General features: G+C 57.2%; 18 protein-coding genes. 10 read left to right on the forward strand and 8 right to left on the reverse strand.

Annotation, left to right across the window (positions count from 1 at the left end):
• The 7 genes from HBR94_RS28740 to HBR94_RS19690 all read left to right on the forward strand — a co-directional run.
• The coding region (locus tag HBR94_RS28740) for an RHS repeat-associated core domain-containing protein (protein WP_262383408.1) at nt 1–887 on the forward strand (887 nt) is incomplete at its 5' end.
• 1 nt (nt 888) lies between these two features.
• Entirely contained in the window at nt 889–1,257 is a 369-nt protein-coding gene (locus HBR94_RS19665) for a hypothetical protein (RefSeq protein ID WP_081044273.1), read from the forward strand.
• A gap of 902 nt (nt 1,258–2,159) precedes the next feature.
• Entirely contained in the window at nt 2,160–2,570 is a 411-nt protein-coding gene (locus tag HBR94_RS19670) for a hypothetical protein (protein ID WP_170045414.1), read from the forward strand.
• Between the two features lie 434 nt (nt 2,571–3,004).
• On the forward strand, nt 3,005–3,313 hold the full coding sequence (locus tag HBR94_RS19675; RefSeq protein ID WP_115128486.1) for a polymorphic toxin type 47 domain-containing protein: 309 nt from the start codon (nt 3,005–3,007) through the stop codon (nt 3,311–3,313).
• Nucleotides 3,313–3,702 (forward strand): hypothetical protein, encoded by a 390-nt coding sequence (locus HBR94_RS19680; protein WP_170045415.1) that lies wholly within the window; start codon nt 3,313–3,315, stop codon nt 3,700–3,702. Before HBR94_RS19675 ends, HBR94_RS19680 begins: the two co-directional genes overlap by 1 nt.
• Nucleotides 3,703–4,407: 705 nt before the next feature.
• Nucleotides 4,408–4,827 carry a hypothetical protein gene (locus HBR94_RS19685; protein WP_057441586.1) on the forward strand — a complete coding sequence of 140 codons (420 nt, stop codon included), beginning with the start codon at nt 4,408–4,410 and terminating at the stop codon, nt 4,825–4,827.
• 459 nt (nt 4,828–5,286) lie between these two features.
• Nucleotides 5,287–5,835 (forward strand): dihydrofolate reductase family protein, encoded by a 549-nt coding sequence (locus HBR94_RS19690; protein ID WP_057441585.1) that lies wholly within the window; start codon nt 5,287–5,289, stop codon nt 5,833–5,835.
• 71 nt (nt 5,836–5,906) lie between these two features.
• Here the strand turns inward: HBR94_RS19690 and cysS are convergent, their stop codons facing one another.
• Both cysS and HBR94_RS19700 read right to left on the reverse strand, forming a co-directional pair.
• Complete coding sequence (cysS, locus tag HBR94_RS19695; protein ID WP_057441584.1) at nt 5,907–7,289, reverse strand: cysteine--tRNA ligase; 1,383 nt, start codon at nt 7,287–7,289, stop codon at nt 5,907–5,909.
• Nucleotides 7,290–7,310: 21 nt separating this feature from the next.
• Nucleotides 7,311–9,011, reverse strand: a complete 1,701-nt coding sequence (locus HBR94_RS19700) for a glutamine--tRNA ligase/YqeY domain fusion protein (RefSeq protein ID WP_057960030.1) — start codon at nt 9,009–9,011, stop codon at nt 7,311–7,313.
• A 247-nt stretch (nt 9,012–9,258) separates the two neighbouring features.
• Here HBR94_RS19700 and HBR94_RS19705 point away from each other — a divergent pair, with 247 nt between their 5' ends.
• Together HBR94_RS19705 and lpxH are read left to right on the forward strand one after the other, a co-directional pair.
• Nucleotides 9,259–9,762, forward strand: coding sequence for a peptidylprolyl isomerase (locus HBR94_RS19705; RefSeq protein WP_057441582.1), 504 nt, complete (start codon nt 9,259–9,261; stop codon nt 9,760–9,762).
• Entirely contained in the window at nt 9,759–10,508 is a 750-nt protein-coding gene (lpxH, locus tag HBR94_RS19710) for a UDP-2,3-diacylglucosamine diphosphatase (protein ID WP_057960031.1), read from the forward strand. The genes HBR94_RS19705 and lpxH overlap by 4 nt, the downstream gene beginning before the upstream one ends.
• Before the next feature lie 136 nt (nt 10,509–10,644).
• Here the strand turns inward: lpxH and HBR94_RS19715 are convergent, their stop codons facing one another.
• The 6 genes from HBR94_RS19715 to HBR94_RS19740 all read right to left on the reverse strand — a co-directional run bounded on the left by HBR94_RS19715 (nt 10,645) and on the right by HBR94_RS19740 (nt 20,177).
• Nucleotides 10,645–12,174, reverse strand: a complete 1,530-nt coding sequence (locus tag HBR94_RS19715) for a DHA2 family efflux MFS transporter permease subunit (RefSeq protein WP_057441580.1) — start codon at nt 12,172–12,174, stop codon at nt 10,645–10,647.
• Nucleotides 12,174–13,376, reverse strand: a complete 1,203-nt coding sequence (locus HBR94_RS19720; RefSeq protein ID WP_115128488.1) for an HlyD family efflux transporter periplasmic adaptor subunit — start codon at nt 13,374–13,376, stop codon at nt 12,174–12,176. Before HBR94_RS19720 ends, HBR94_RS19715 begins: the two co-directional genes overlap by 1 nt.
• Nucleotides 13,377–13,417: 41 nt before the next feature.
• Nucleotides 13,418–13,891, reverse strand: a complete 474-nt coding sequence (locus tag HBR94_RS19725; RefSeq protein ID WP_057441577.1) for a MarR family transcriptional regulator — start codon at nt 13,889–13,891, stop codon at nt 13,418–13,420.
• Between the two features lie 172 nt (nt 13,892–14,063).
• Nucleotides 14,064–17,738 carry a translocation/assembly module TamB domain-containing protein gene (locus tag HBR94_RS19730; protein ID WP_170045416.1) on the reverse strand — a complete coding sequence of 1,225 codons (3,675 nt, stop codon included), beginning with the start codon at nt 17,736–17,738 and terminating at the stop codon, nt 14,064–14,066.
• The gene (locus HBR94_RS19735; protein ID WP_057441574.1) at nt 17,735–19,462 is read right to left on the reverse strand and encodes an autotransporter assembly complex family protein; all 1,728 of its coding nucleotides are present in this window, start codon (nt 19,460–19,462) and stop codon (nt 17,735–17,737) included. The genes HBR94_RS19730 and HBR94_RS19735 overlap by 4 nt, the downstream gene beginning before the upstream one ends.
• Nucleotides 19,463–19,526: 64 nt before the next feature.
• Nucleotides 19,527–20,177: a GNAT family N-acetyltransferase gene (locus HBR94_RS19740; RefSeq protein WP_057441572.1), complete on the reverse strand. Its 651-nt coding sequence runs from the start codon at nt 20,175–20,177 to the stop codon at nt 19,527–19,529.
• 188 nt (nt 20,178–20,365) lie between these two features.
• Between HBR94_RS19740 and xthA the strand changes: the two genes are divergently transcribed.
• Nucleotides 20,366–21,178, forward strand: coding sequence for an exodeoxyribonuclease III (gene xthA, locus HBR94_RS19745; protein ID WP_057441571.1), 813 nt, complete (start codon nt 20,366–20,368; stop codon nt 21,176–21,178).
• Nucleotides 21,179–21,363: the final 185 nt, after the last annotated feature.

Consider the following 21,363-nt stretch of genomic DNA (forward strand, 5'->3'; position numbering starts at 1 on the left):
TGATCAATGGCAAAACCACTGAGTTTTTCTGGCAAGGCGACAAAGTCATCGCCGAGCACACGGCGGGGCAGCATCGCAGCTATCTCTACGAGCCTGATAGCTTCAGGCCGCTGGCCTTGCTGGAAGGGTTTGGTCCGGCCAATACCCAGGCGTACCACTACCAGCTGGACCACCTGGGTACACCGCAGGAACTGACGAATACGGACGGCAAAATCGTCTGGTCAGCCCATTACCAAGCCTACGGAAAAGTCACCCGGCTGGACGTGAGCACCGTCGATAACCCGCTGCGTTTTCAGGGGCAGTATTTCGACCGGGAAAGCGGGCTGCACTACAACCGGCATCGCTACTACAATCCGGATAACGGACGCTACCTGACGCCCGACCCGGTGAAGTTGGCGGGTGGGGTGAACGGGTATTTGTATGTGCCCAACCCTACGGGGTGGGTGGATCCGTTGGGGTTGAATACGTGTCCGGGCGAAAGCGGGTGTAAACCAGCCGTTCGTATCGAAGACCCTACATCGCAAATAGAAGCCGACCACAACTCACCTGCTATACCGAATGCTTACACCCACTTCCCTTCTGATCCAAATGACTTTACCGAGGCTTTAGGCGTACAGCCAAAGATTTCAACAACAAAACACGGTACCCAACGAATGGAATGGAGGCCTAATACAGATACCCGCATTAGATTTGAAAGCCACCCGGGAGATCCTGGCCCTTTTAGTCCAAGACATCACGGCAACCACTATCACATTGAGCTTAAGCCGAATGACTTAAGCTGGAAGCAATCTGAAAAACAAAATACGCCACTGAAGGTCACCCCTGAAAATTATCAGCCCGGGCACGGAACTGGGTTTCTACCGGGCGAAAAACATCCAGGATCTTAAGATGAAGAAATTTCCCGTTTCAGACGGAACAATAGAAAAACTAATATGCGATAGAAGCACGCTATCAATAGAGTTTTCAGACTGGCAGGAGCAGCTATGGCTAATAACCTTCCACAAACTAATCGCCTTCCAAGGGATAGGTGCGATCGGATCTGAAATATCCGAAATGTACGAAACCACTGACACGCCTCTCTCAGCAGAGGCAACACGAGTAGATCCAAACGAGACAGGGACAAGTTATTGCTTCACATCCAGTGACGGATGCGATGTGATATTTACAGTAATTGCAGGTAGCTATACCGCTGAAAAACTTGACTGCACACACAACACATACACTACCAAACGTAAAAAACGGAACGATTCTATTTGATCGCAAGCCGATGCAATAATAGCTCCCTTTTACTCCCCCAAAAAACAAAACAATGAACATTGACAACCCAGCAATTAAAGCGCACTACAAAAAAATAAGATGATTGTAAAAACACTAAATATATTTTCTCATCGCGAAAAATCTTATGTTAATTATGAGACATCTGCCGGACGTGGTGTAGCAACGTGGATAGGCCCGATACCGAAAATCGGAGAGTATATTGATGTCGAATTCGACCTGAATGATATTTTTTGTTGGAAACAATAATATTACCCGACCACCCCAGCATGAGGAAAAAATAGAGATCATAGACAGCATTACCTACATAACTGCAGAACTGATCTTAGGGAATGATGATAATTGCGCAGCCCTACGCATTGGATCTTAAACAATCCTTATAGACCTGAAAGAAAAGCCCGACCATACTCCAAAGTATGTAAACTTAAAAACAACAAACATTTCACTTTACCCAACAGACGTCTAGACGAGAGCCACTCACTTGAAAGTCAATACTTTAATGTGCCCAGTATCGACAGCCTTGTCCAGAACCTGCATATCAGCGATAAAAGTGACGGAAATAGTTAATCCCTAGCCAATAAAAAATAAGTCCGTCATTAATGCGCCCCCTTAACTTGTGCGCCCGAATTAAGCCAACCACTAAGGCGTGATGCTCGGTAAACGCTTATAGTCGTTATCTGTGCACTTTGTTAAATAGATCCGCCCCCTTTTCGCATTATATAATATGGGCACCATCGGGCGTCTGCAGCAAGGCGAACACATACACTTGTCACCATAAGACTGATTGACAATATAGAAAACCACCACACCTCATTTAGCAGCATCAATGACGTAGTGAACTCTTCAAAAATCGCTGGACCAGATAGGCTAGAAAGGTCAAGAAAATGAAAACTCAGACGCTAGAAGACCTAATCAGCGAATACTTAGAGGAAGTTGAAAAGGCAACCAACTTACTTGAATTATCTTTTGGTACAAAAAATATCTTAGGACTGTGGCGTTCAAAAAAAATCCCGCTGCGCGGAAAGCTCAGCGATGACGCAACGTACGAACTACATGGAATCGGCTGTAGGGTTTACATATCCGAGAAATGTATTGACTTCGATTACGGCCCCGACGGTCGAATTGATGGCTTCGACTCATGGAGACTTTACATTTACGCATGCGAAGTTCCAAAAAAATACAAAAAACACACTAACAAGACGACGCTCGAGCGAGAGTTCAGCGAGTACGTAGAAAAAGGAAAAGCAAAGAAAATTCAGGGCTCAACTTCCAACTTATTTTTCCAGAAACCTTGATAAAAACCGGAACAAAAGGAACGAACCTATTTAATCGCTAGTAAATTTAGTAATAGGCCCACCATTGCCCACTATGAATCAACACCAAAACGCGTTGAGCGGCGGCAAACGGCCATTGCTCCCGCAGGGCGCTAAATAGGTCCGTTCCTTTAACCAACTACCGGAAGGGTTATATATCAATCCCCTCTCAGATATTTCCGACAGCGTTTTAGGGTTGCCACTGGGAAGACACCCCCCATAATCTTCGGCAGTCGCTGCAAATTCAGCGACCGGGTTTCGCAGCCCGATAAAAGTGACGGACATATTTAATTCCTAGCCAATAAAAAACAAGCCCGTCATTAATGCCCCCCTTAAGTAGTGTGTCTGAATGAAGCCAACCACTAAGGCCTGGTGCTCGGCAAACAATTATAGTCGTTATCTTTACACTTTGTTAAATAGATCCGCCCCCTTTTCGCAATGCATTTCGCCGGATAGGGGTCTCCAAGGACGATTACAGCGTGACCAAGTGGGGAAAGGACAAATACGGAAAAACCTTCCCAACCGAGTGGCGTGTACAGAAAGGGCCAAACAGAGGAACGGAAGTCAACATTGATGACCCAACGCTTGTTTCTAGCAAAAAAGGTCCTCAATCACCTCATATTGGTTACCAAACTGCCGGAAAAAGGGCAGGTGGTGGTGCAGTAAGGGGCCATATACTTTTAGAGTTACTTCCAGTTAGCCGCTCAAGAATCGGAGAACCATGATGAATTATCTAGAAGAAGAATTAGACGAAACTATAAACACGTTGAAAATCTCCTCAAAGAAGCTCAATTCTGAAGAGATCGCAACATTAATATCCACCTTAACCAAAAAATACTTTAAAACAGAAAAAAATGTACTAGATCCAGTCGATTTCAACGAGAAATGCACCGAGCACAACCCTGACTTTTGGAAGGAAATACCAGACCGCATAAAAAAAAACGACCTCATACTTTTGGTTTTTGACACGGGTCACAGAGCATGGAAACTCGAAAACGCACAAGACCTTGCGCTGTTAATAAGCGAAACAACTGGTTATCCGTTCTGGGTCACCGATCATGATCTATCGTTTTTGGTTCATCTGGATGACCATGATTGCGTGCTCTGGGCTTAAAAACCAAAGTGACATACAGTACGGGACGAATCTATTTGATGGCGAGTCGATGCAGTAGTAGATCCGCCATTGATCGCCTATGCGCCCTGAGTTTGTGTGCTTGGATAAACCATCCACTACTGCGTGATGAGCGAAATGGCTCTCACGCAAACGTCTGGTCGGGAAAGAAAAAAGGGACTCACTATCTGTTCCAAGGTTCTGCAGAACCAGTTCTCAAAATAAACAGAAGGTTTGCGAAAAAATGAGCTATCTAAAACTGAAGAAGCAAAGCTAATTGATGAAATACAAGAAAATTCACGTTCGCAGGAAGCAAGATAGATTGGAGCACTGTAAAAGCTTCCGTCAATCTAAACATTCTAGACAGACTCGAAGCTTTGGCTCAAATCTCAGAAACCCTTAGCCATTTAAACATTAATAATGTGAGTGATAAAAGTGACGGACATATTTAATCCCTAGCCAATAAAAAACAAGCCCGTCATTAATGCCCCACTTAATTAGTGTGTCTGAATGAAGCCAACCACTAAGGCGTGGTGCTCGGCAAACGCTTATAGTCGTTATCTGTACACTTCGTTAAGTAGATCCGCCCCCTTTTCGCAGAAGGGATCCGCAAAATCCGATTTTAAATTAAGCCATGAACGGTGCCGAAATGAAGTTTCATAAAGATGGAACACCATTCACGCTATCCCCCAGAAAAGGAATACAAAAGTGCTATTTCACCCTTTTTCCAGCCATATACCTTTCGATGCGAGCTTGAATTATTTTGTAGGTGTTTTTGACATTTACGACCAAGAAGAGACCAAAGGGGTTGAACTCTCAAAGTACAACCCAAACAACCCAAAAGACAGAAAAAAACTTATACTCAAATACTGTCTTGACCCAGACGAGCAGCTTTCATACAGGCACAGATACACTCTTATGAAAGCCTTGAAACACTCTCTAGACAGCAAAAATTTTAATTTCAACGCTTTCTTTGAGGACAACCATGATGAATATACAAGCATGGCCTGGAATGAAGATGAAATAGAGGATCCTCGAGAGTTTTTTGAGGAAGTTTATAGATTAGCCAGTGATAAATGGAAAGACGATCTGGACAAAGCCAGCCAGGAGGACCCATCCACCTGGTAACCCTGGACAAAAAGGAGGATTTATCTAAACGCATTTAAGAACTTCGCCCCCTACCCCTCAGATATTTCCGACAGCGTTTTAGGGTTACCACTCGGAAGCCCCCCATAATCTTCGGCAGTCGCTGCAAATTCAGCGACCGGGTTTCGCAGCGATGGGTAGTAGCTCCAACCTCTAGGAGCTTTACCATGATCAAACACAGCCCAAGCCCGCCATCAGACTCAACCTCGCTTCACGCAGCGGCTCACCGCTGAACCCTCCTACTGAAACAAAGCGGTCTGCTGAAGACCATGGCATCTTCATCGTGCGCAAAGGAACAGATGCAAAGACGTTGTTGATCAACGCTTCGGAGGACCTTGCGTCGGCTCAACCACCACGTCGCTCCGCCATTCGCCGCCAACGTGCAGGCGCTAAAGTGATACCGTCTTGATTCCACTTGATAAAAAAGGAGTTTTACCACCCATGAGGATCAAATGTTCCGTCTTTATCGCAGCAAGCATTGACGGTTTTATTGCCCGACCAGATGGGGATATTGAGTGGCTGCACCGACCGGAATATGAAAGTTCGGGCTTGAATGGCATCACTTATGAAAGCTTCATCGCAACAGTCGACGGGTTGGTCATGGGGCGCAAGACCCTGGAAAAAGTACTGTCCTTTCCAGAGTGGCCCTATGAGGGCACGCCCGTCATAGCGCTTTCTCACAAGACCTTAGAGATTCCTGCGCACCTACAGGGCAAGGTGGAGATGTTGGCAGCCGATGTGAGCATGCTCGTCGACCAACTGGCCGAGCGCGGCATGAAACATCTTTATATCGACGGCGGCCAGACCATCCAGGCATTTCTTGAAGCAGGCCTGCTCAGTGAGTTGATCATCACCCGCATTCCGATTCTGCTGGGCCAGGGAGTTCCCTTGTTCAGTCACGTCGGTCGTGAATGTGAGCTTCGCCACATCGCTACCTGTACCTCGGACAATGGCTTTGTCCAGAGCCGGTATGCCATCGAGCAGCGTTGACTCGCAACACCGCCACAAACAAAAACGCCCCGAACCAGTCGGGGCGTTTTTATTCATGCAGGCATCAGCCGTCAGTCAGCCAAGCGCCAGGTCGTCCCGCCCTTGCCGTCTTCCAATACCACGCCCATGGCGGTGAGTTGGTCGCGGATGCGGTCGGATTCTGCCCAGTCCTTGTTGGCACGGGCATTCAGGCGGGCCTGGATCAAGGCGTCGACTTCGGCTGCGTCCACACGCCCTTCGGCGCCGGCTTGCAGGAAGTCGTCCGCTTCCATTTGCAACACGCCCAGCACGCTGGCCAGTTCCTTGAGGCGTGCCGCCAGGCCGGCCGCTGCGGCGAGATCGCTCTCGCGCAGGCGGTTGATCTCGCGGACCATCTCGAACAGTACGGCGCAGGCTTCGGGGGTGCCGAAGTCGTCGTTCATCACGGTAGTGAAGCGTTCAACAAACGCCTCGCCACCGGCCGGCGCCACAACCGGCAGGCCTTTCAACGCGTGGTAGAACCGCTCCAGGGCGCCCTTGGCGTCCTTGAGGTTGTCTTCCGAGTAGTTGATGGCACTGCGGTAATGGCTCGATACCAGCAGATAACGCACAACCTCCGGGTGGTACTTTTCCAGCACGTCGCGGATGGTGAAGAAGTTGTTCAAGGACTTGGACATCTTCTCGCCATTGATGCGAATCATGCCGCAATGCATCCACGCGTTAGCATAGGTCTTGCCGGTGGCCGCTTCGCTTTGGGCGATTTCGTTTTCGTGGTGCGGGAACTCAAGATCGCTGCCGCCGCCATGAATGTCGAACGTCTCGCCCAGGCAGCAGGTGGACATCACCGAGCATTCGATGTGCCAGCCCGGACGCCCAGCGCCCCAGGGGGATTCCCAGCTCGGCTCGCCGGGCTTGGTGCCTTTCCACAGCACGAAGTCCAGCGGGTCTTGCTTGGCTTCGTCGACTTCGATGCGGGCGCCGATGCGCAGGTCTTCGATTTTCTTGCGCGACAGCTTGCCGTAGCCCATGAACTTGGCGACGCGGTAGTACACGTCGCCATTGCCCGGGGCGTAGGCGTAGCCCTTGTCGATCAAGGTCTGGATCATCGCGTGCATGCCCGGGATATGGTCCGTGGCGCGCGGCTCCATGTCTGGTTTGAGGATATTGAGGCGCGCCTCGTCCTCGTGCATGGCGGCGATCATGCGCTCGGTCAGCGCGTCGAACGACTCGCCGTTTTCATTGGCGCGATTGATGATCTTGTCGTCGATGTCGGTGATGTTGCGCACGTACGTCAAGTCGTAGCCGCTGAAACGCAACCAGCGGGTCACCAGGTCGAAAGCAACCATGCTGCGGCCGTGGCCGATGTGGCAGTAGTCGTACACGGTCATGCCGCACACGTACATGCGCACCTTGTTGCCGTCCAGCGGCTTGAAGACTTCTTTGGTCTTGCTGAGCGTGTTGTAGATCGTTAGCACGATGTTTCCCTTAAGACTTGATCACTGGCCCCACGAATCACGCAAGGTCACGGTACGGTTGAATACCGGCTGACCAGGTTTCGAGTCCTTGATATCCGCGCAGAAGTAGCCTTCGCGCTCGAACTGGAAACGGTCCTCCGGCTGTGCGTCGCCCAAAGACGGTTCGGCACGACAACCCGTAAGTACTTGCAGGGAGTCAGGGTTGATGTTGTCCAGGAAGCTGGCGCTGTCTTCGGCCTTCTCGGGATTAGGCGAGCGGAACAGGCGATCGTACAGGCGCACTTCGCACTCGACGCTGGCCGCGGCCGGTACCCAGTGCACCACGCCTTTGACCTTGCGGCCTTCAGGGTTCTTGCCCAGGGTTTCAGGATCGTAGGAGCAACGCAGTTCGACGATGTTGCCATCGGCGTCCTTGATGGCTTCGTCGGCACGGATCACGTAGCTGCCACGCAGGCGCACTTCGCCGTTCGGCTCCAGGCGCTTGTAGCCCTTGGGCGGCTCTTCCATGAAGTCATCGCGGTCGATGTAGATTTCACGGGCGAACGGCAGCTTGCGCACGCCCAGTTCTTCTTTTTGCGGGTGACGCGGCAGTTCGAGGTGCTCGACCTGGTCTTGCGGGTAGTTGGTGATCACGACTTTCAACGGACGCAGCACGCACATGGCGCGCGGGGCGTTCGCGTCGAGGTCCTGACGGATGCTGAACTCGAGCATGCCGTAGTCAACCACGCCGTCGGAGCGGTTGGTGCCGACCATGTCGCAGAAATTGCGGATCGACGCCGGGGTGTAGCCACGACGGCGGAAGCCCGACAGCGTCGACATGCGTGGGTCGTCCCAGCCATGTACGTGCTTCTCATCGACCAACTGCTTGAGCTTGCGCTTGCTGGTGATGGTGTAGTTCAGGTTCAGGCGGCTGAATTCGTACTGACGCGGGTGCGCCGGCACCGGCAGGCTGTCGAGGAACCATTCGTACAGCGGGCGATGGCTTTCGAACTCCAGGGTGCAGATGGAGTGGGTAATGCCTTCGATGGCGTCCGACTGACCGTGGGTGAAGTCATAGTTGGGGTAGATGCACCACTTGTCACCGGTCTGGTGGTGATGGGCGTGGCGGATGCGGTACATGATCGGGTCGCGCAGGTTCATGTTCGGCGAGGCCATGTCGATCTTGGCCCGCAATACACGGGCGCCGTCCGGGAACTCGCCGTCGCGCATGCGGGTGAACCAGTCCAGGTTCTCTTCTACCGAACGGTCGCGGAACGGGCTGTTCTTGCCCGGCTCGGTCAAGGTGCCACGGTATTCCTTGGCCTGCTCAGGCGTCAGGTCGTCGACGTAGGCCTTGCCAGCCTTGATCAGTTCCACGGCCCAGTCGAACAACTGGTCGAAATACTTGGAGGCGTAGCGCACTTCACCGGACCATTCGAAGCCCAGCCACTTGATGTCGCTTTCGATGGCGTCGATGTATTCCTGGTCTTCCTTGGCCGGGTTGGTGTCGTCGAAACGCAGGTGCGTTACGCCACCGAACTCCTGGGCCAGGCCGAAGTTCACACAGATCGACTTGGCGTGGCCGATGTGCAGGTAACCGTTGGGCTCAGGTGGGAAACGGGTGACGATCTGCGTGTGCTTGCCCGAATCCAGGTCCGCCTGGATGATCGGGCGCAGGAAATTGACCGGGACGGCAGGTCCGGCCTTGGAATTCGAGGTAGGGTCGACAGTGGGCTTGCTCATAGGATCCTTGAACAGACAGGTACGTGGCCGGGTCGGGCCAGACAAACAAAGGGCTTATCATAGCCGATGCCGTCAAGCACCTGACAGGGCATGGCCAAAAACTGCTGCATTTATTGCATGGGCGGTAAAAAACCACCTCGAAATTCCTGACAGGCACGCTAAACTGCGCGCCTTGGCCGCAGTTTAGCCAACCCGGTAAGGTGCCCAGGCGTCCGAACCCACGAATTCCCTGAAAAGAGTAATGAACATGACTCAAGTCAAACTGACCACCAACCACGGTGACATCGTCATCGAGCTGAACGCCGAGAAAGCGCCGATCACCGTCGCCAACTTCATCGAGTACGTTAACGCCGGCCACTACGAAAACACTGTTTTCCACCGTGTCATCGGCAACTTCATGGTCCAGGGCGGCGGTTTCGAGCCTGGCATGAAAGAAAAGAAAGACAAGCGTCCAAGCATCCAGAACGAAGCGGACAACGGCCTTTCCAACGACAAGTACACCGTCGCCATGGCCCGTACCATGGAGCCGCATTCGGCCTCCGCGCAGTTCTTCATCAACGTGGCTGACAACGGCTTCCTCAACCACAGCGCCAAGACCGTACAGGGTTGGGGCTACGCGGTATTCGGTAAAGTCACCGAAGGCACCGACGTCGTGGACAAGATCAAGGGTGTTTCCACCACCACGAAAAGCGGTCACCAGGACGTACCAGCAGAAGACGTGATCATCGAGAAAGCCGAGATCGTTGCGTGATACTGCTGATTTCAGACTTGCATCTGGAAGAGGAGCGCCCGGACATTACCCGGGCGTTTCTGGATTTACTCCACGGCCGCGCCCGTGGCGCGCAAGCGTTGTACATCCTGGGGGACTTTTTCGAAGCCTGGATTGGTGACGATGGCATGACCCCGTTCCAGCGTTCGATTTGCGCGGCTCTACGTGAACTGAGCGACAGTGGCACCCAAGTATTCCTGATGCACGGCAACCGGGATTTCCTGATCGGCAAGGCGTTCTGCAAAGCCGCAGGCGCAACGTTGCTCAAGGACCCTACCGTCGTGCAGCTGTATGGCGAGCCCGTGCTGTTGATGCACGGCGACAGCCTGTGTACCCGCGACCTCGGCTATATGAAGCTGCGGCGCATCCTGCGTAATCCCATCGTGCTGTTTATCCTGCGCCACCTGCCCTTGCGCACCCGCCATAAACTGGCGCACAAGCTGCGCAGTGAAAGCCGTGCCCAGGTACGCATGAAGGCCAACGATATTGTCGATGTAACGCCCGAGGAAGTGCCACGGGTGATGCAAGCCTTCGGCGTGCGCACCCTGGTCCACGGCCACACCCACCGCCCGGCCATTCACAAGTTGCAGATTGGCGAGCAGGCGGCCAAGCGCATTGTGCTGGGAGATTGGGACAAGCAGGGTTGGGCGTTGCAGGTGGATGAGCAAGGGTTTCAACTGGCGGCGTTTGACTTCGTCAATCCGCAGTTGGCGTTGCCTGGCGCCTGACTTGCAAACAACACGAAGCAAATGTGGGAGCGGGCTTGCTCGCGATAGCGGCGTGTCAGTCGACAATTTAGGTGACTGACACACCGCTATCGCGAGCAAGCCCGCTCCCACATTTTTAACCGCGAACACGTCAAGATCAGTGCCCTGATGCCGCCGGCCCCGCCTTCGCAGTAAACGGCGGCTTGGCCAGCCACACCAGCAGGATCAAGCCCATGAACATCCACCCCAGCAGCGTGAAGTAATCCACGGTGGACATCATGTACGCCTGGCTGGTGAGGATCTGGTCCAGTTGCGCATAGGCCTTGTGCCCCGCACCGCCCAGGGTGTTCAGCGCATCGCGGGTAGCCGAGTCGTACACGCTCATACTCTCGCTCATATAGGCATGGTGCTGGTCCGCGCGGCGAATCCAGATCCAGGTGGTGAGCGATGCCGCAAAGCTGCCGCCCAGGGTCCGCAGGAAGGTCGCCAGGCCTGCGCCGTCGGCGATCTGGTGCGGCGGCAGGTCGGACATCAGGATGCTCAAGGTAGGCATAAAGAACAGCGCCACGCCGATACCCATGAACAGCTGCACCAGGGCGATATGCTGGAAGTCCACTTCATTGGTGAAGCCGGCGCGCATAAAGCAGCTCAGGCCGATCGCCAGGAACGCCAGGCCGGCCAGCAGCCGCAAGTCGAACTTGTGCGCGTACTTGCCGACAAAGGGCGACATCAGCACCGGCAGGATGCCGATCGGCGCCACCGCCAGCCCGGCCCAGGTCGCGGTGTAGCCCATCTGCGTCTGCAGCCATTGCGGCAGGATCAGGTTGATACCAAAGAACCCGGCGTAGCCCAGCACCAAGACGATGGTGCCGATGCGGAAGTTGCGATGGGCAAACAGGCGCAGGTTGACCACCGGGTGCTTGTCGGTCATTTCCCAGATCACAAACACCGCCAGGGCGATCACCGAAATGGCCGCGCCGATGATGATGAAATTGGATTCGAACCAGTCCAGGTCATTGCCCTTGTCGAGGATGATCTGCAAGGCACCGACGCCGACGATCAAGCTCAGCAGCCCGACATAGTCCATCGGCTGATGACTGGTGACCACCGGGCGTTTCTTGAGCTGCGCACGCACCACCATCACCGCAAATATCCCGATGGGCACGTTGATAAAGAAGATCCACGGCCAGCTGTAGCTGTCGGTAATCCAGCCGCCGAGAATAGGCCCGGCAATGGGCGCGACCACCGTGACCATCGCCAGCAACGCCAAGGCCATGCCGCGCCTGGCGGGGGGATAGACCGCAATCAGCAAGGTTTGGGTCATTGGATACAACGGGCCCGCCACCAAGCCTTGCAGCACGCGAAAGCCGATCAACTCGGGCATCGAGGTGGAGACACCACACAGGAACGAGGCCAGCACAAACAGGACGGTCGCCCACAAAAACAGCTTCACCTCACCAAAGCGCCGGCTCAACCAGCCGGTCAATGGCAGCGCAATGGCATTGCTTACGGCAAAAGAGGTGATGACCCAGGTGCCCTGCTCCGAACTCACGCCCAGGTTGCCGGAAATGGTCGGCAACGCCACGTTGGCGATGGTGGTGTCGAGCACCTGCATAAAGGTCGCCAGGGACAGGCCAATGGTGGCCATCAGCAAGCTGGGTGGCGTGAACGAGGCGTTATTGCTCATCAGCGTTGTGCTGCCTTGGGCGCGGCCACGCTGTTGTCATGGATCAACTGGGTGATCATCGCGTCGGCCTCGGCCAACTGGCGGTCATACACGGTGGTGGTGAACGAGGCTTTTTGCGGCGGTTGTTGCGCCAGTACCGGGCCACTCTGGTCGTGCAGATTGACTTCCACCTGGGTCGACAAGCCCACCCGCAACGGGTGCTGGGCCAACTCCTGGGCATTGATATGGATGCGCACCGGAACCCGCTGCACGATCTTGATCCAGTTGCCGGTGGCGTTCTGGGCCGGCAGCAAGGCAAAGGCGCTGCCGGTACCGGCGCCGAGGCTGTCGACGGTGCCGCTGTACTTCACGTCGCTGCCGTAGAGATCGGCCTCGATATCCACCGGCTGGCCGATGCGCATCTGGCGCAGTTGGGTTTCCTTGAAGTTGGCGTCGATCCACAGTTGGTCCAGGGGAATCACCGCCATCAACGCGGTACCCGGCTCGACCCGCTGGCCCAGTTGCACGGTGCGCTTGGCGACGTAGCCGGTGACCGGTGCGATCAGGGTGCTGCGCGCATTGGTCAGGTAGGCCTGGCGCAGTTGCGCGGCAGCGGCCTGCACATCCGGGTGGGACGAAATCACCGTGTCATCCACCAACGCAGTGGAGGTATTGAGTTGCTGTTGCAGGTTGGCCAGTGAGTTGCTCGCCGCGCTCAGGGCGTCGCGGGCGTGGGACAGTTCTTCCAGGGAAATCGCGCCGCCCTGGGCGAGGATTCTGCGGCGATTGAAGTTGTCCTGGGCGGTTTGCACCTGGGCTTTTTGCGCCTGTACCTGGGCTTTCATGCCATCCACATTGCTGTACAAGCCACGCACCTGGCGTACCGTGCGCGCCAGGTTGGCCTGGGCACTTTGCAGGCCGACGGCGGCGTCGTTGGGGTCGAAGTTGATCAGCACCTGGCCTTCGTGGACCAGGTCGCCATCGTCGGCGCCAATGCTGACCACGGTACCGGTGACCAGCGGGGTGATTTCCACCACGTTGCCGTTCACATACGCATCGTCGGTACTTTCGCTCCAACGGCCATACAGCTCGTGCCAGCCCCACACGCCCAGGACGCAAAGGACGACGATCAGCGCCAGGCCCAGCAACATGATTTTGCGTTTGCGCGGGTTGCCGTCGTTGGGTTGGGAGTGTGCGGTGTTGTTTGCTTGGGCAGTAGCCATGACAAGTACCTTGCGTTATTCAGCGCGCGTGACTGGCGTGTTCATTGAGTCCCGACCCGCTGCAACGTGATGGGATCACCCGCAGCGATCAGGATTTTCTTCAGGATGTGCTCCAGGGTCTGCAACTCCCCCGGTTCGAGTGCGCCAGCCAACTGGTTCAGGGCCTGGGCGCCGATCTGCGGCAGCATGTCCGCCAGGCGCTGGCCTTCTGCGGTCAGCACCAGTTGCACCTGGCGCCGGTCCTGCTCGGAGCGCTTGCGCGCCAGCAGGTCTTTTTGCTCCAGGCGGTCGAGCATGCGAGTCATCGAGCCACTGTCCAGGGACAGGTTGCGGCACAGCTCCGCCGGGGTATCGACGCCGAACTGGGCCATGATGATCAACACCTTGAACTGCGCGGCAGTGATGCCGTGGGGTTCCATATGGGTGTCGATGATGCGGTCCTTGAGAATCGCGGCGCGCCCCAGCAACAGCCCGAGATGGCAGTTATGGAAGTTTTCCGGGGTGAAGTGTTCCATCGGGAGTCACCTTATTACTGCCTAGGCAGTGAATGTGTGACGAAATATTACTGCCTAGGCAGCGAATGTCAAATAAATAGTTAGGTTGCTTGGTAATCAGGCGCTGAATGCACCCCAAAAAAATGGTGGGAGCTGGCAAGCCAGCTCCCACCATTTGATGTGCCTTTAACCGTCAGAAATCCCGCTTGTAGAAGATATCCAATGAACTGGCCACGCCGCTGGCCACTTCCAGGTACACCCTCTTGCTCAACAGGTAACGCAAGGCAATGGTGCTGGCCGGCTCGAACACCCCGACCCCGTAACGCAGGCTGAGTTTCTCGGTGATCTTGCCGCTGGCCACCACTGCCGTGTTGGTGCCGCTGCCCTGGGTGTCCAGCTCAAAGTCCTGGATCCCCAGGTTCTTGGCAATGTCCGAGGTCACGCCGGCACTGCCCATCAAGCCCAGGCCCAGTGCCGCTTGCGCCAGCATATTGTTGTCTTCGCCGGTGGTGCTCAACGGACGGCCCAGCACCAGGTAGGACAGCGCCTGCTCCTGGCTCATGGCCGGCTCCGAGAAGATCTGCGTGGTCGGCTGCTCGGCACTGCCACTCAGGCGGATACCGGCGATCACGTCGTTGGTCTTGCGGATGGCTTCGATATCCAGGTATGGCTGGTCCAGCGGCCCGGCGAACAGCAGGCGCGCACGCCGCACATCCAGCCTCTGGCCATAGGCGCGGTAGCGCCCGTCGTTGAGCCACAGCTCGCCACGGGTGTCCAGGTTATCGCCGATATGCACCTGGCCCTGGACCTTGGCAGTCAGGCCGAAACCGGCAAAGTTGAGCTGGTCCTCGCCCACGACCACGTTGATGTCCATGGCGATGGCCATCGGCGGCTTGCCCTCTTCGGTCTGGCTGCCGACGATCACCGTGTCATCCGAGACCTTGACCGTCGATGGCGGCAGTTCACGCACAGTGATATCACCGCGCGGGATATGCACATTGCCGGCAATCGCCAACTTGTCGTCCTTGAGCGTGATCTTCAGGTCAGGCGCCACTTCCAGTTCGGCGTAGGGCTCGACCGTGACCGGCAGTTGCGAGCCTTGCAGGCTGAGGTCAACGGCCAGGGCCCGGCCCCAGTCGATCTGCCCCTTGAGGCTGCCCTGCCCGGCCTTGCCACTGCGCCAACCGCCGTTGAGCTGCACGCTTTCGCCGGCGATCAGGGCCTGCACGTTCAGGCCTTCAAGGCTGATGGGCAGTTCGGGTCCGGAAATCTCGCCGGCGATCAGGTTGACGTTGCCGTTGACCTGCGGCGCCAACAAGCCGCCGGAGATGCGCCCGCTGCCATTGAGCTTGCCATTGAGTTTTTCCACCATCGGCACAAACGGCCGCGCTACCGCCAGGTCCAGGCCGGTAAGGCTGAAGTTGCCGGAGATCGGTTTGTTTTTCGCCAGCGGGTTGATCTGCGCCTGCAGCAGCAACTCGCCGAGCTTGCCACCGCGGAAATTCAGCTGGGTATCAATGCGCGTGGGGTTGAGCGTGGTGTCCAGTTTGAGGGTGTCGTAGGGGAAGTCCAGCCACTGGTCCTTGTCCTTGACCCGCAACGTGCCGCCACTGGCATCCACCGCGATCAGGCCTTTAGGGCCGCTGGCCGGCAGGTCAAGCTGGATATCGGCGTTGAGCTTGCCTTGCCAGGCGAAATCCTTGGGCAGCCACTGCGCCAGGCTGTCGATGGGGAACTGCTTGAGGTGATAACGCAGCTTGGGATCGGGCATCAGTCGCTGGTCTTCGCCACACAGGCTGGCGGGCCCGGAGACCCAGCAATGGGCAGCGAAGGTCAGCTTGCCGTCGGCCATGCGCTCGATTTTCGCCGGGGCCTGCAGCTTCCAGTCCTGGCCCCCGGCCTGCACCTCGCCACTGGCCAGGCGCCCGCGCCAGTTACCCTTGTCGAGCGTGCCGTCCAGGGCCAGGGCCAGTTTGACCAGGGGGCCCATGAGGTCCAGTTGGACTTTCTGGTTTTTGATGTCGCCCTGGGCGCTGGCGGTCAAAGTACCGAGCTGGGTATCACCGGCCTGGATGCCGGTGCCCTTGAGGTCGATCTTCGCCCGTTGTGCGTTATCAAGCGTGGCGTCCAGGGTGAGGGCTTGCAGGCGGTTGTCTTCAAACACCAGTTGCTGGCCCTTGAGGTCGAGCTTGCCCTGGGGCGCCTTTAGAGTACCGGCCACATCGAGTCGACCGTTGACCTGCCCACGCAGCTGCGGCCACAGCTGGGCCAGGCGTGCGAGCTTGATGTCGATCTGCCCGGCCAGGCGCTGTTGCAGGCTGCCGCTGCCATTGATGCGGTTGTCACCCAGGCGGATATCCAGGTTGGCCAGGGTCCACTGCTCGCCCGCGCCTTCGGCCTTGGCGGCCAGCACCGCCGTTTGGCCGCGCAAGCGGCCCTTGAGGTCAAGGTCGGCGTTGAGCTTGAGTTGTTCGTTCTTGAACTCGCCCTTGCTGCGCAGCGGCCCGGCCAGGGTACCGGGCAACTCTGCGACCCAGTACGCCGGGTTCAACGCCGACAGGTCCAGCGCCGTATCCCAGGCGATGCCCTCGGCAAATTGCAGGTTCAAGTGCCCTTCGGCCTTGCCCTGGCCTGCGGTCAATTTCAGCTCGGGCAGGAACACTTGCTTGAGGTCGCCACTGAACGGCGTGACCAGGCTGAATTTGCCGGCCGGGCCATCGAGGTCGGCCTTGAGATTGCCCAGGTAGTTGCCGTCCTTATAGGACACTTCACCGTTGAAGGTGCGTAGCACCACTTGCGGCTCGTCAATCAGCGGATACAGGCGATGCCAGGGGAAGTCCAGCCAGTCGATTTTTGCGTCTGCGCTGAAGCCCTGCTGCCAATCCAGTTGGGCGCTGAGCTTGAGGCTTTGCTTGTCCCCGGCATTCAGGTCCAGGCCGGCGAGCTGCGCGCCCTTGGCATCGACCCGGCCTTGCAGCAACAGGTCAACCGGGCCCTTTTCTGCGGGTAATACAGCCTTGCCCAGCAACTGATAGCCCTTGCCCAGGTCGCCCTTGGCAGTCAGGTCCAGTTGGTTGAGCTGCAAGGTATCCGGCAAGTCGGCGGCAGGTTTGAAGCCATCGGCGGTGATGCGCAACTGTGCTGGTAGGTTCTCGACCAGGGGTTGCAGCTCGCCGCTAAGTTTGGCCGGCAGGTAGCCCGTGCTGTCGGCGTCGAGCTTGAGGGTCTTGAGCAGATCACCGGTCACGTTCAGCGCCACCGTCCACGGCGCGCCGCCCGGGGCATAGGGCAGGCTCAGGTTGCCGGTCGCGGTCAACGGCCAATTGCCCGCGGGGTGCAGCATACCGCTGAGATCCAGCACCAGGTCGTCGCGTTGCAGATGTACCGCGTCGATCTGCATGCCCTCGGCTGTCCAATGCGCGGCCAGTTGCAGGCCTTTGAGTTCTTCGCTGCCGTTGAACAGCAGGCTGCCGACGCGCACGTCGCCCAGTTCGATCGCCACGGGCAGGTTCAAGTCCGGCAGGGTAATCGGGCCGCTGCTGTCTTCGGTGCTGGGTGGCAATTGCAGGCTGATCTGCTCCACGTCCAGTTGCCGGATGCACAGGGTCATGCGCAGCAGGCACGCCGGCGACCAGTCGAATTTGGGGGCATTGAGCTCTACGCGGCTGCTGTCTTGTTGCCACAGCACCTGGTCGGCGCTCCATTGCCCACCCAAACGGCCCTGGAAGTTTTCCACGCTCAACCCCGGGACTTGGCCGAGGGCCCAGCGACTGCCGACTTGCGTACCCAGTACGCTCCACACCGCCAGCGGCACCAAGGCAACGACCGCTGCCACACTCAGACCCGCTATTTTCAAACCACGCTTCACAGCTCAGGCCCCATGGAAAAGTGCAAACGAATGCCGCCCGGATCTTCCAGGGCATGGGCCAGGTCAAGACGAATCGGGCCGACCGGAGACACCCAGCGCACGCCGACGCCGACCCCGGTTTTCAGGCTTGGCAACTCAAGGGTGTTAAAGGAGTTGCCCTGGTCGACAAAGGTCGCGATCCGCCATTTTTCGGCGATGGAGTATTGATACTCGGCGCTCAAGGCCACCATGTAGCGGCCACCGATGCGGTCGCCCTTGTTGTTTTCCGGGGACAGGGTCTGGTACTCGTAGCCACGCACACTTTGGTCGCCACCGGCAAAGAAACGCAGGGACGGCGGCACCGACTTGTAGCCGTTGGTGGCGCTGCCGCCAAACTGCGCGCGGCCGAGGAAACGGTGCTTGTCCCACACGGTGGTCAAGCCCTTGATCATCGCAGTGCCGTACAGCAGGTTGGTATCAGAGCCCAGCCCTTCCTTGGCCACTTTGGTATCGAACTGCAGGCGATAGCCATTATGCGGGTCGATGCGGTTATCGCTGCGCAGGTAGGAATAGCTGATACCGGGCATCAGCAAATTGCTCAAGCCGGAGTCGTCCCCCAGGCGATATTCTTCGCGCTGCCATTTGAGCGAGATCACCCGTGTCCAGCCGCTGGGCAATTTGCTGTGCCATTCCGGGCCGAGGGTGAGCAGCTTGCTGAGGGTGTCGGTATTGGCCAGCTCTTCATTCTGATAGCCGCCGGCAAAACGCAGCTTGTCGGTGAGCGGCGGATCAAGGGGAATGTCGTACCACAGGCCGACGTTCTGCCGGGGCGCCGACAACTCGGCCTCCCAGCCATAGCTGTGCCCCTGGGGGTTGACCCAGTGCCGTGTCCAGTTGGCCTTGCCACGCGGGCCGACGTCAGTGGAAAAACCCAGGCCCAGGCCCATGGTCCGCGGTTTACGGGTTTCCAGTTGGACCGCCACCGGGATCACATCATTGGCCGCCGCTGCCGGGGCGGCATCCACGCGCACGCCCTCGAAATAGCCGCTCGATTGCAGGGCCTGGTTCAGTTCGGCGATCAGTTCGGAATCGTAGGGTGCGCCACTCTTGAACGGCACCATGCGTTGCAACAGCTCTTCATCAAAGGGGGTATCGCCGGCAAAGTTGACCTTGCCGAGGGTATAGCGCGGGCCGCTGTCGTAGACCAGTTCGATATCGGCCACGCCCGCCTGGGGGTCGACGGACAGTGTCTGACGAGTGAAGCGGCCACTGAAATAGCCGAAGCGCGAGGCCTGGTTCTGGATCAGGCGCTTGGCGTCTTCGTAATGGCCATGGTTGAGTACGGCGCCGGACTTGAGGTCTTTGCTGTCGGGCACACGGAAGGATTTGAGCTCGGCCGCCGGGCCGTCGACGCGAATCGTGACATTGCGTAAATGCACCGGTTCGCCGGGGTCAATGCTGAGGATCAGACGCGGATTCTTGCCGGGCTTTACCTCACTGGCAATCTGCGGCTGATAAAAACCCAGTGCCTGGGCGGCCTTGCGCGCCTGCTCCTCGGCACCGCGACTGAAGCGCTGCAAGGCCTCTTCGTCACGCTCGCCAACCCCGCCGATATAGCCTTCGATATTGGCCTTCAGCGCATCGTTTGAAGGCTTGACCCGCACGTCCAGTTCGCTTTGTGCCAAGGCGCCGCAGCTTGTGAACAGCAGGATCAAGCCGCTGGTAATTTTATTTGGAAACTTCATAGGCGCGGATGCTACACGAGCTGAGGAGCACCTTAGAACCTGGAATTGTCTGAATAATTCTGGGTTAAGGCGTTGCAGGTTGTAACACCTGGGGATTCGGGTGAAAAAACACATGCTCCAGAATGGGTCCTACAGCCACCTCTGCCACTTCGGCATAGCCCTGGCGTTTGTAGAACTCCAGGTACAGCGGATTGCCGGTGTCCAGCACCACCCCTTGTGAATGCGGGTCTTCGGCGCACCAGTTATGCACGGCTTCCAGCAGTTGTTCGCCGTAATGCTTGCCCTGGAATTGCGGGTGGACCCCCAGCAGCGGCAGCACATGTACCGACTCCGATGGCAAGCACGCCAGCACCGCCTGATGGTATTCGAGGTAGCGCCGGGTGCACCTGAAACCGGTGCTCAGCCACATGCGCAATTGCCAGGCCCAGCTTTCCGTGATGCCCAGGCGCCGTTGCGGCGGGGCAATCAGGGCGATGCCAATCAGGCGGTCATTGACCAACAGGCCGATGGCCGGCAGTTCCTGGAGAAAGTGTTGCTTGACCAGCTCGCGCACCGTCGCGCGGACCCGCTGCTCGTACCCTGAGCGTTCAGCTTCGAACAGGTAGGCAAAGGTCGGCTCATGCCGATAGGCGTGGTACAGCAGCGAGCGCGCTTCGCGGGAATAGCCGCTATCGAGCAGGTGCACCTGGGCAACGGCGGTCGAGGTGTCGGGCATCAGTCGTATCTCCCCTGGGCGCCACTCAAAAAGGTCGCGCTCTTATTGTTACGAGCCCGGGGCAACGGAGTCGTTCCCTGCCATTGGCTCCCTGAGAGACATTAGCAGCGCATCTGTCCTACCGCCACGCTGGCCCCCGTCCGACTTGTCGGCTAGCATCGCCCTTTTGCCAGACTGGACTGCCGACCATGAAAATCGTCTCTTTTAATATCAACGGGCTGCGCGCCCGGCCTCATCAGCTGGCGGCCCTGATCGACAAACATCAACCCGACGTGATTGGCCTGCAGGAAACCAAAGTCCACGACGAGCAGTTCCCGCTGGCCGAAGTCCAGGCCCTGGGCTATCACGTGTACTACCACGGGCAGAAAGGCCACTACGGCGTCGCCCTGCTCTCGCGCCAGGAACCGCTGGCCCTGCACAAGGGTTTTGCCAGCGACGAAGAGGATGCCCAGCGCCGCTTTATCTGGGGCACCTTCGCCGATGAACACGGCAACCCGATCACCATCATGAATGGCTATTTCCCCCAGGGCGAAAGCCGCGACCACCCGACCAAGTTCCCGGCCAAGCAGCGCTTTTACGAAGATCTGCAACACCTGCTGGAGAGCCAGTTCAGCAATGACCAGGCATTGGTGGTGATGGGCGACGTGAATATTTCCCCCGAGGATTGCGACATCGGCATCGGTGCCGACAATGCCAAGCGCTGGCTGAAGACCGGCAAATGCAGCTTCCTGCCGGAAGAACGCGAGTGGATGGCGCGCCTGAAGAACTGGGGCCTGACCGACAGCTTCCGTCACCTCAACCCGGACGTGGCGGATCGCTTCAGCTGGTTCGATTACCGCAGCCGCGGCTTTGAAGACGAACCCAAGCGTGGCCTGCGGATCGACCTGATCATGGCCTCCAACGGCCTGTTGCCACGAGTCAAGGATGCGGGTGTGGACTATGAGTTGCGCGGCCTGGAAAAACCCTCGGACCATGCGCCGATCTGGCTGGAACTGAGCTGATCTTTGCGACCACACCCTAAAATGTAGGAGCTGGCTTGCCTGCGATGGCGCTGGGTCAGTCGATAGATATGTTGACTGACACACCGCCTTCGCAGGTAAGCCTGCTCCCACATTTGGACCGGCTGGGTGTCAGTCATATTTTGGCAACCTTACTGACTTAATCTGCCCGCACGTCCTTTGGCTTG

Origin of the sequence: Pseudomonas sp. WS 5412, from assembly GCF_012985615.1 — a bacterium.
In the GTDB taxonomy this organism is placed as follows: domain Bacteria; phylum Pseudomonadota; class Gammaproteobacteria; order Pseudomonadales; family Pseudomonadaceae; genus Aquipseudomonas; species Aquipseudomonas shahriarae.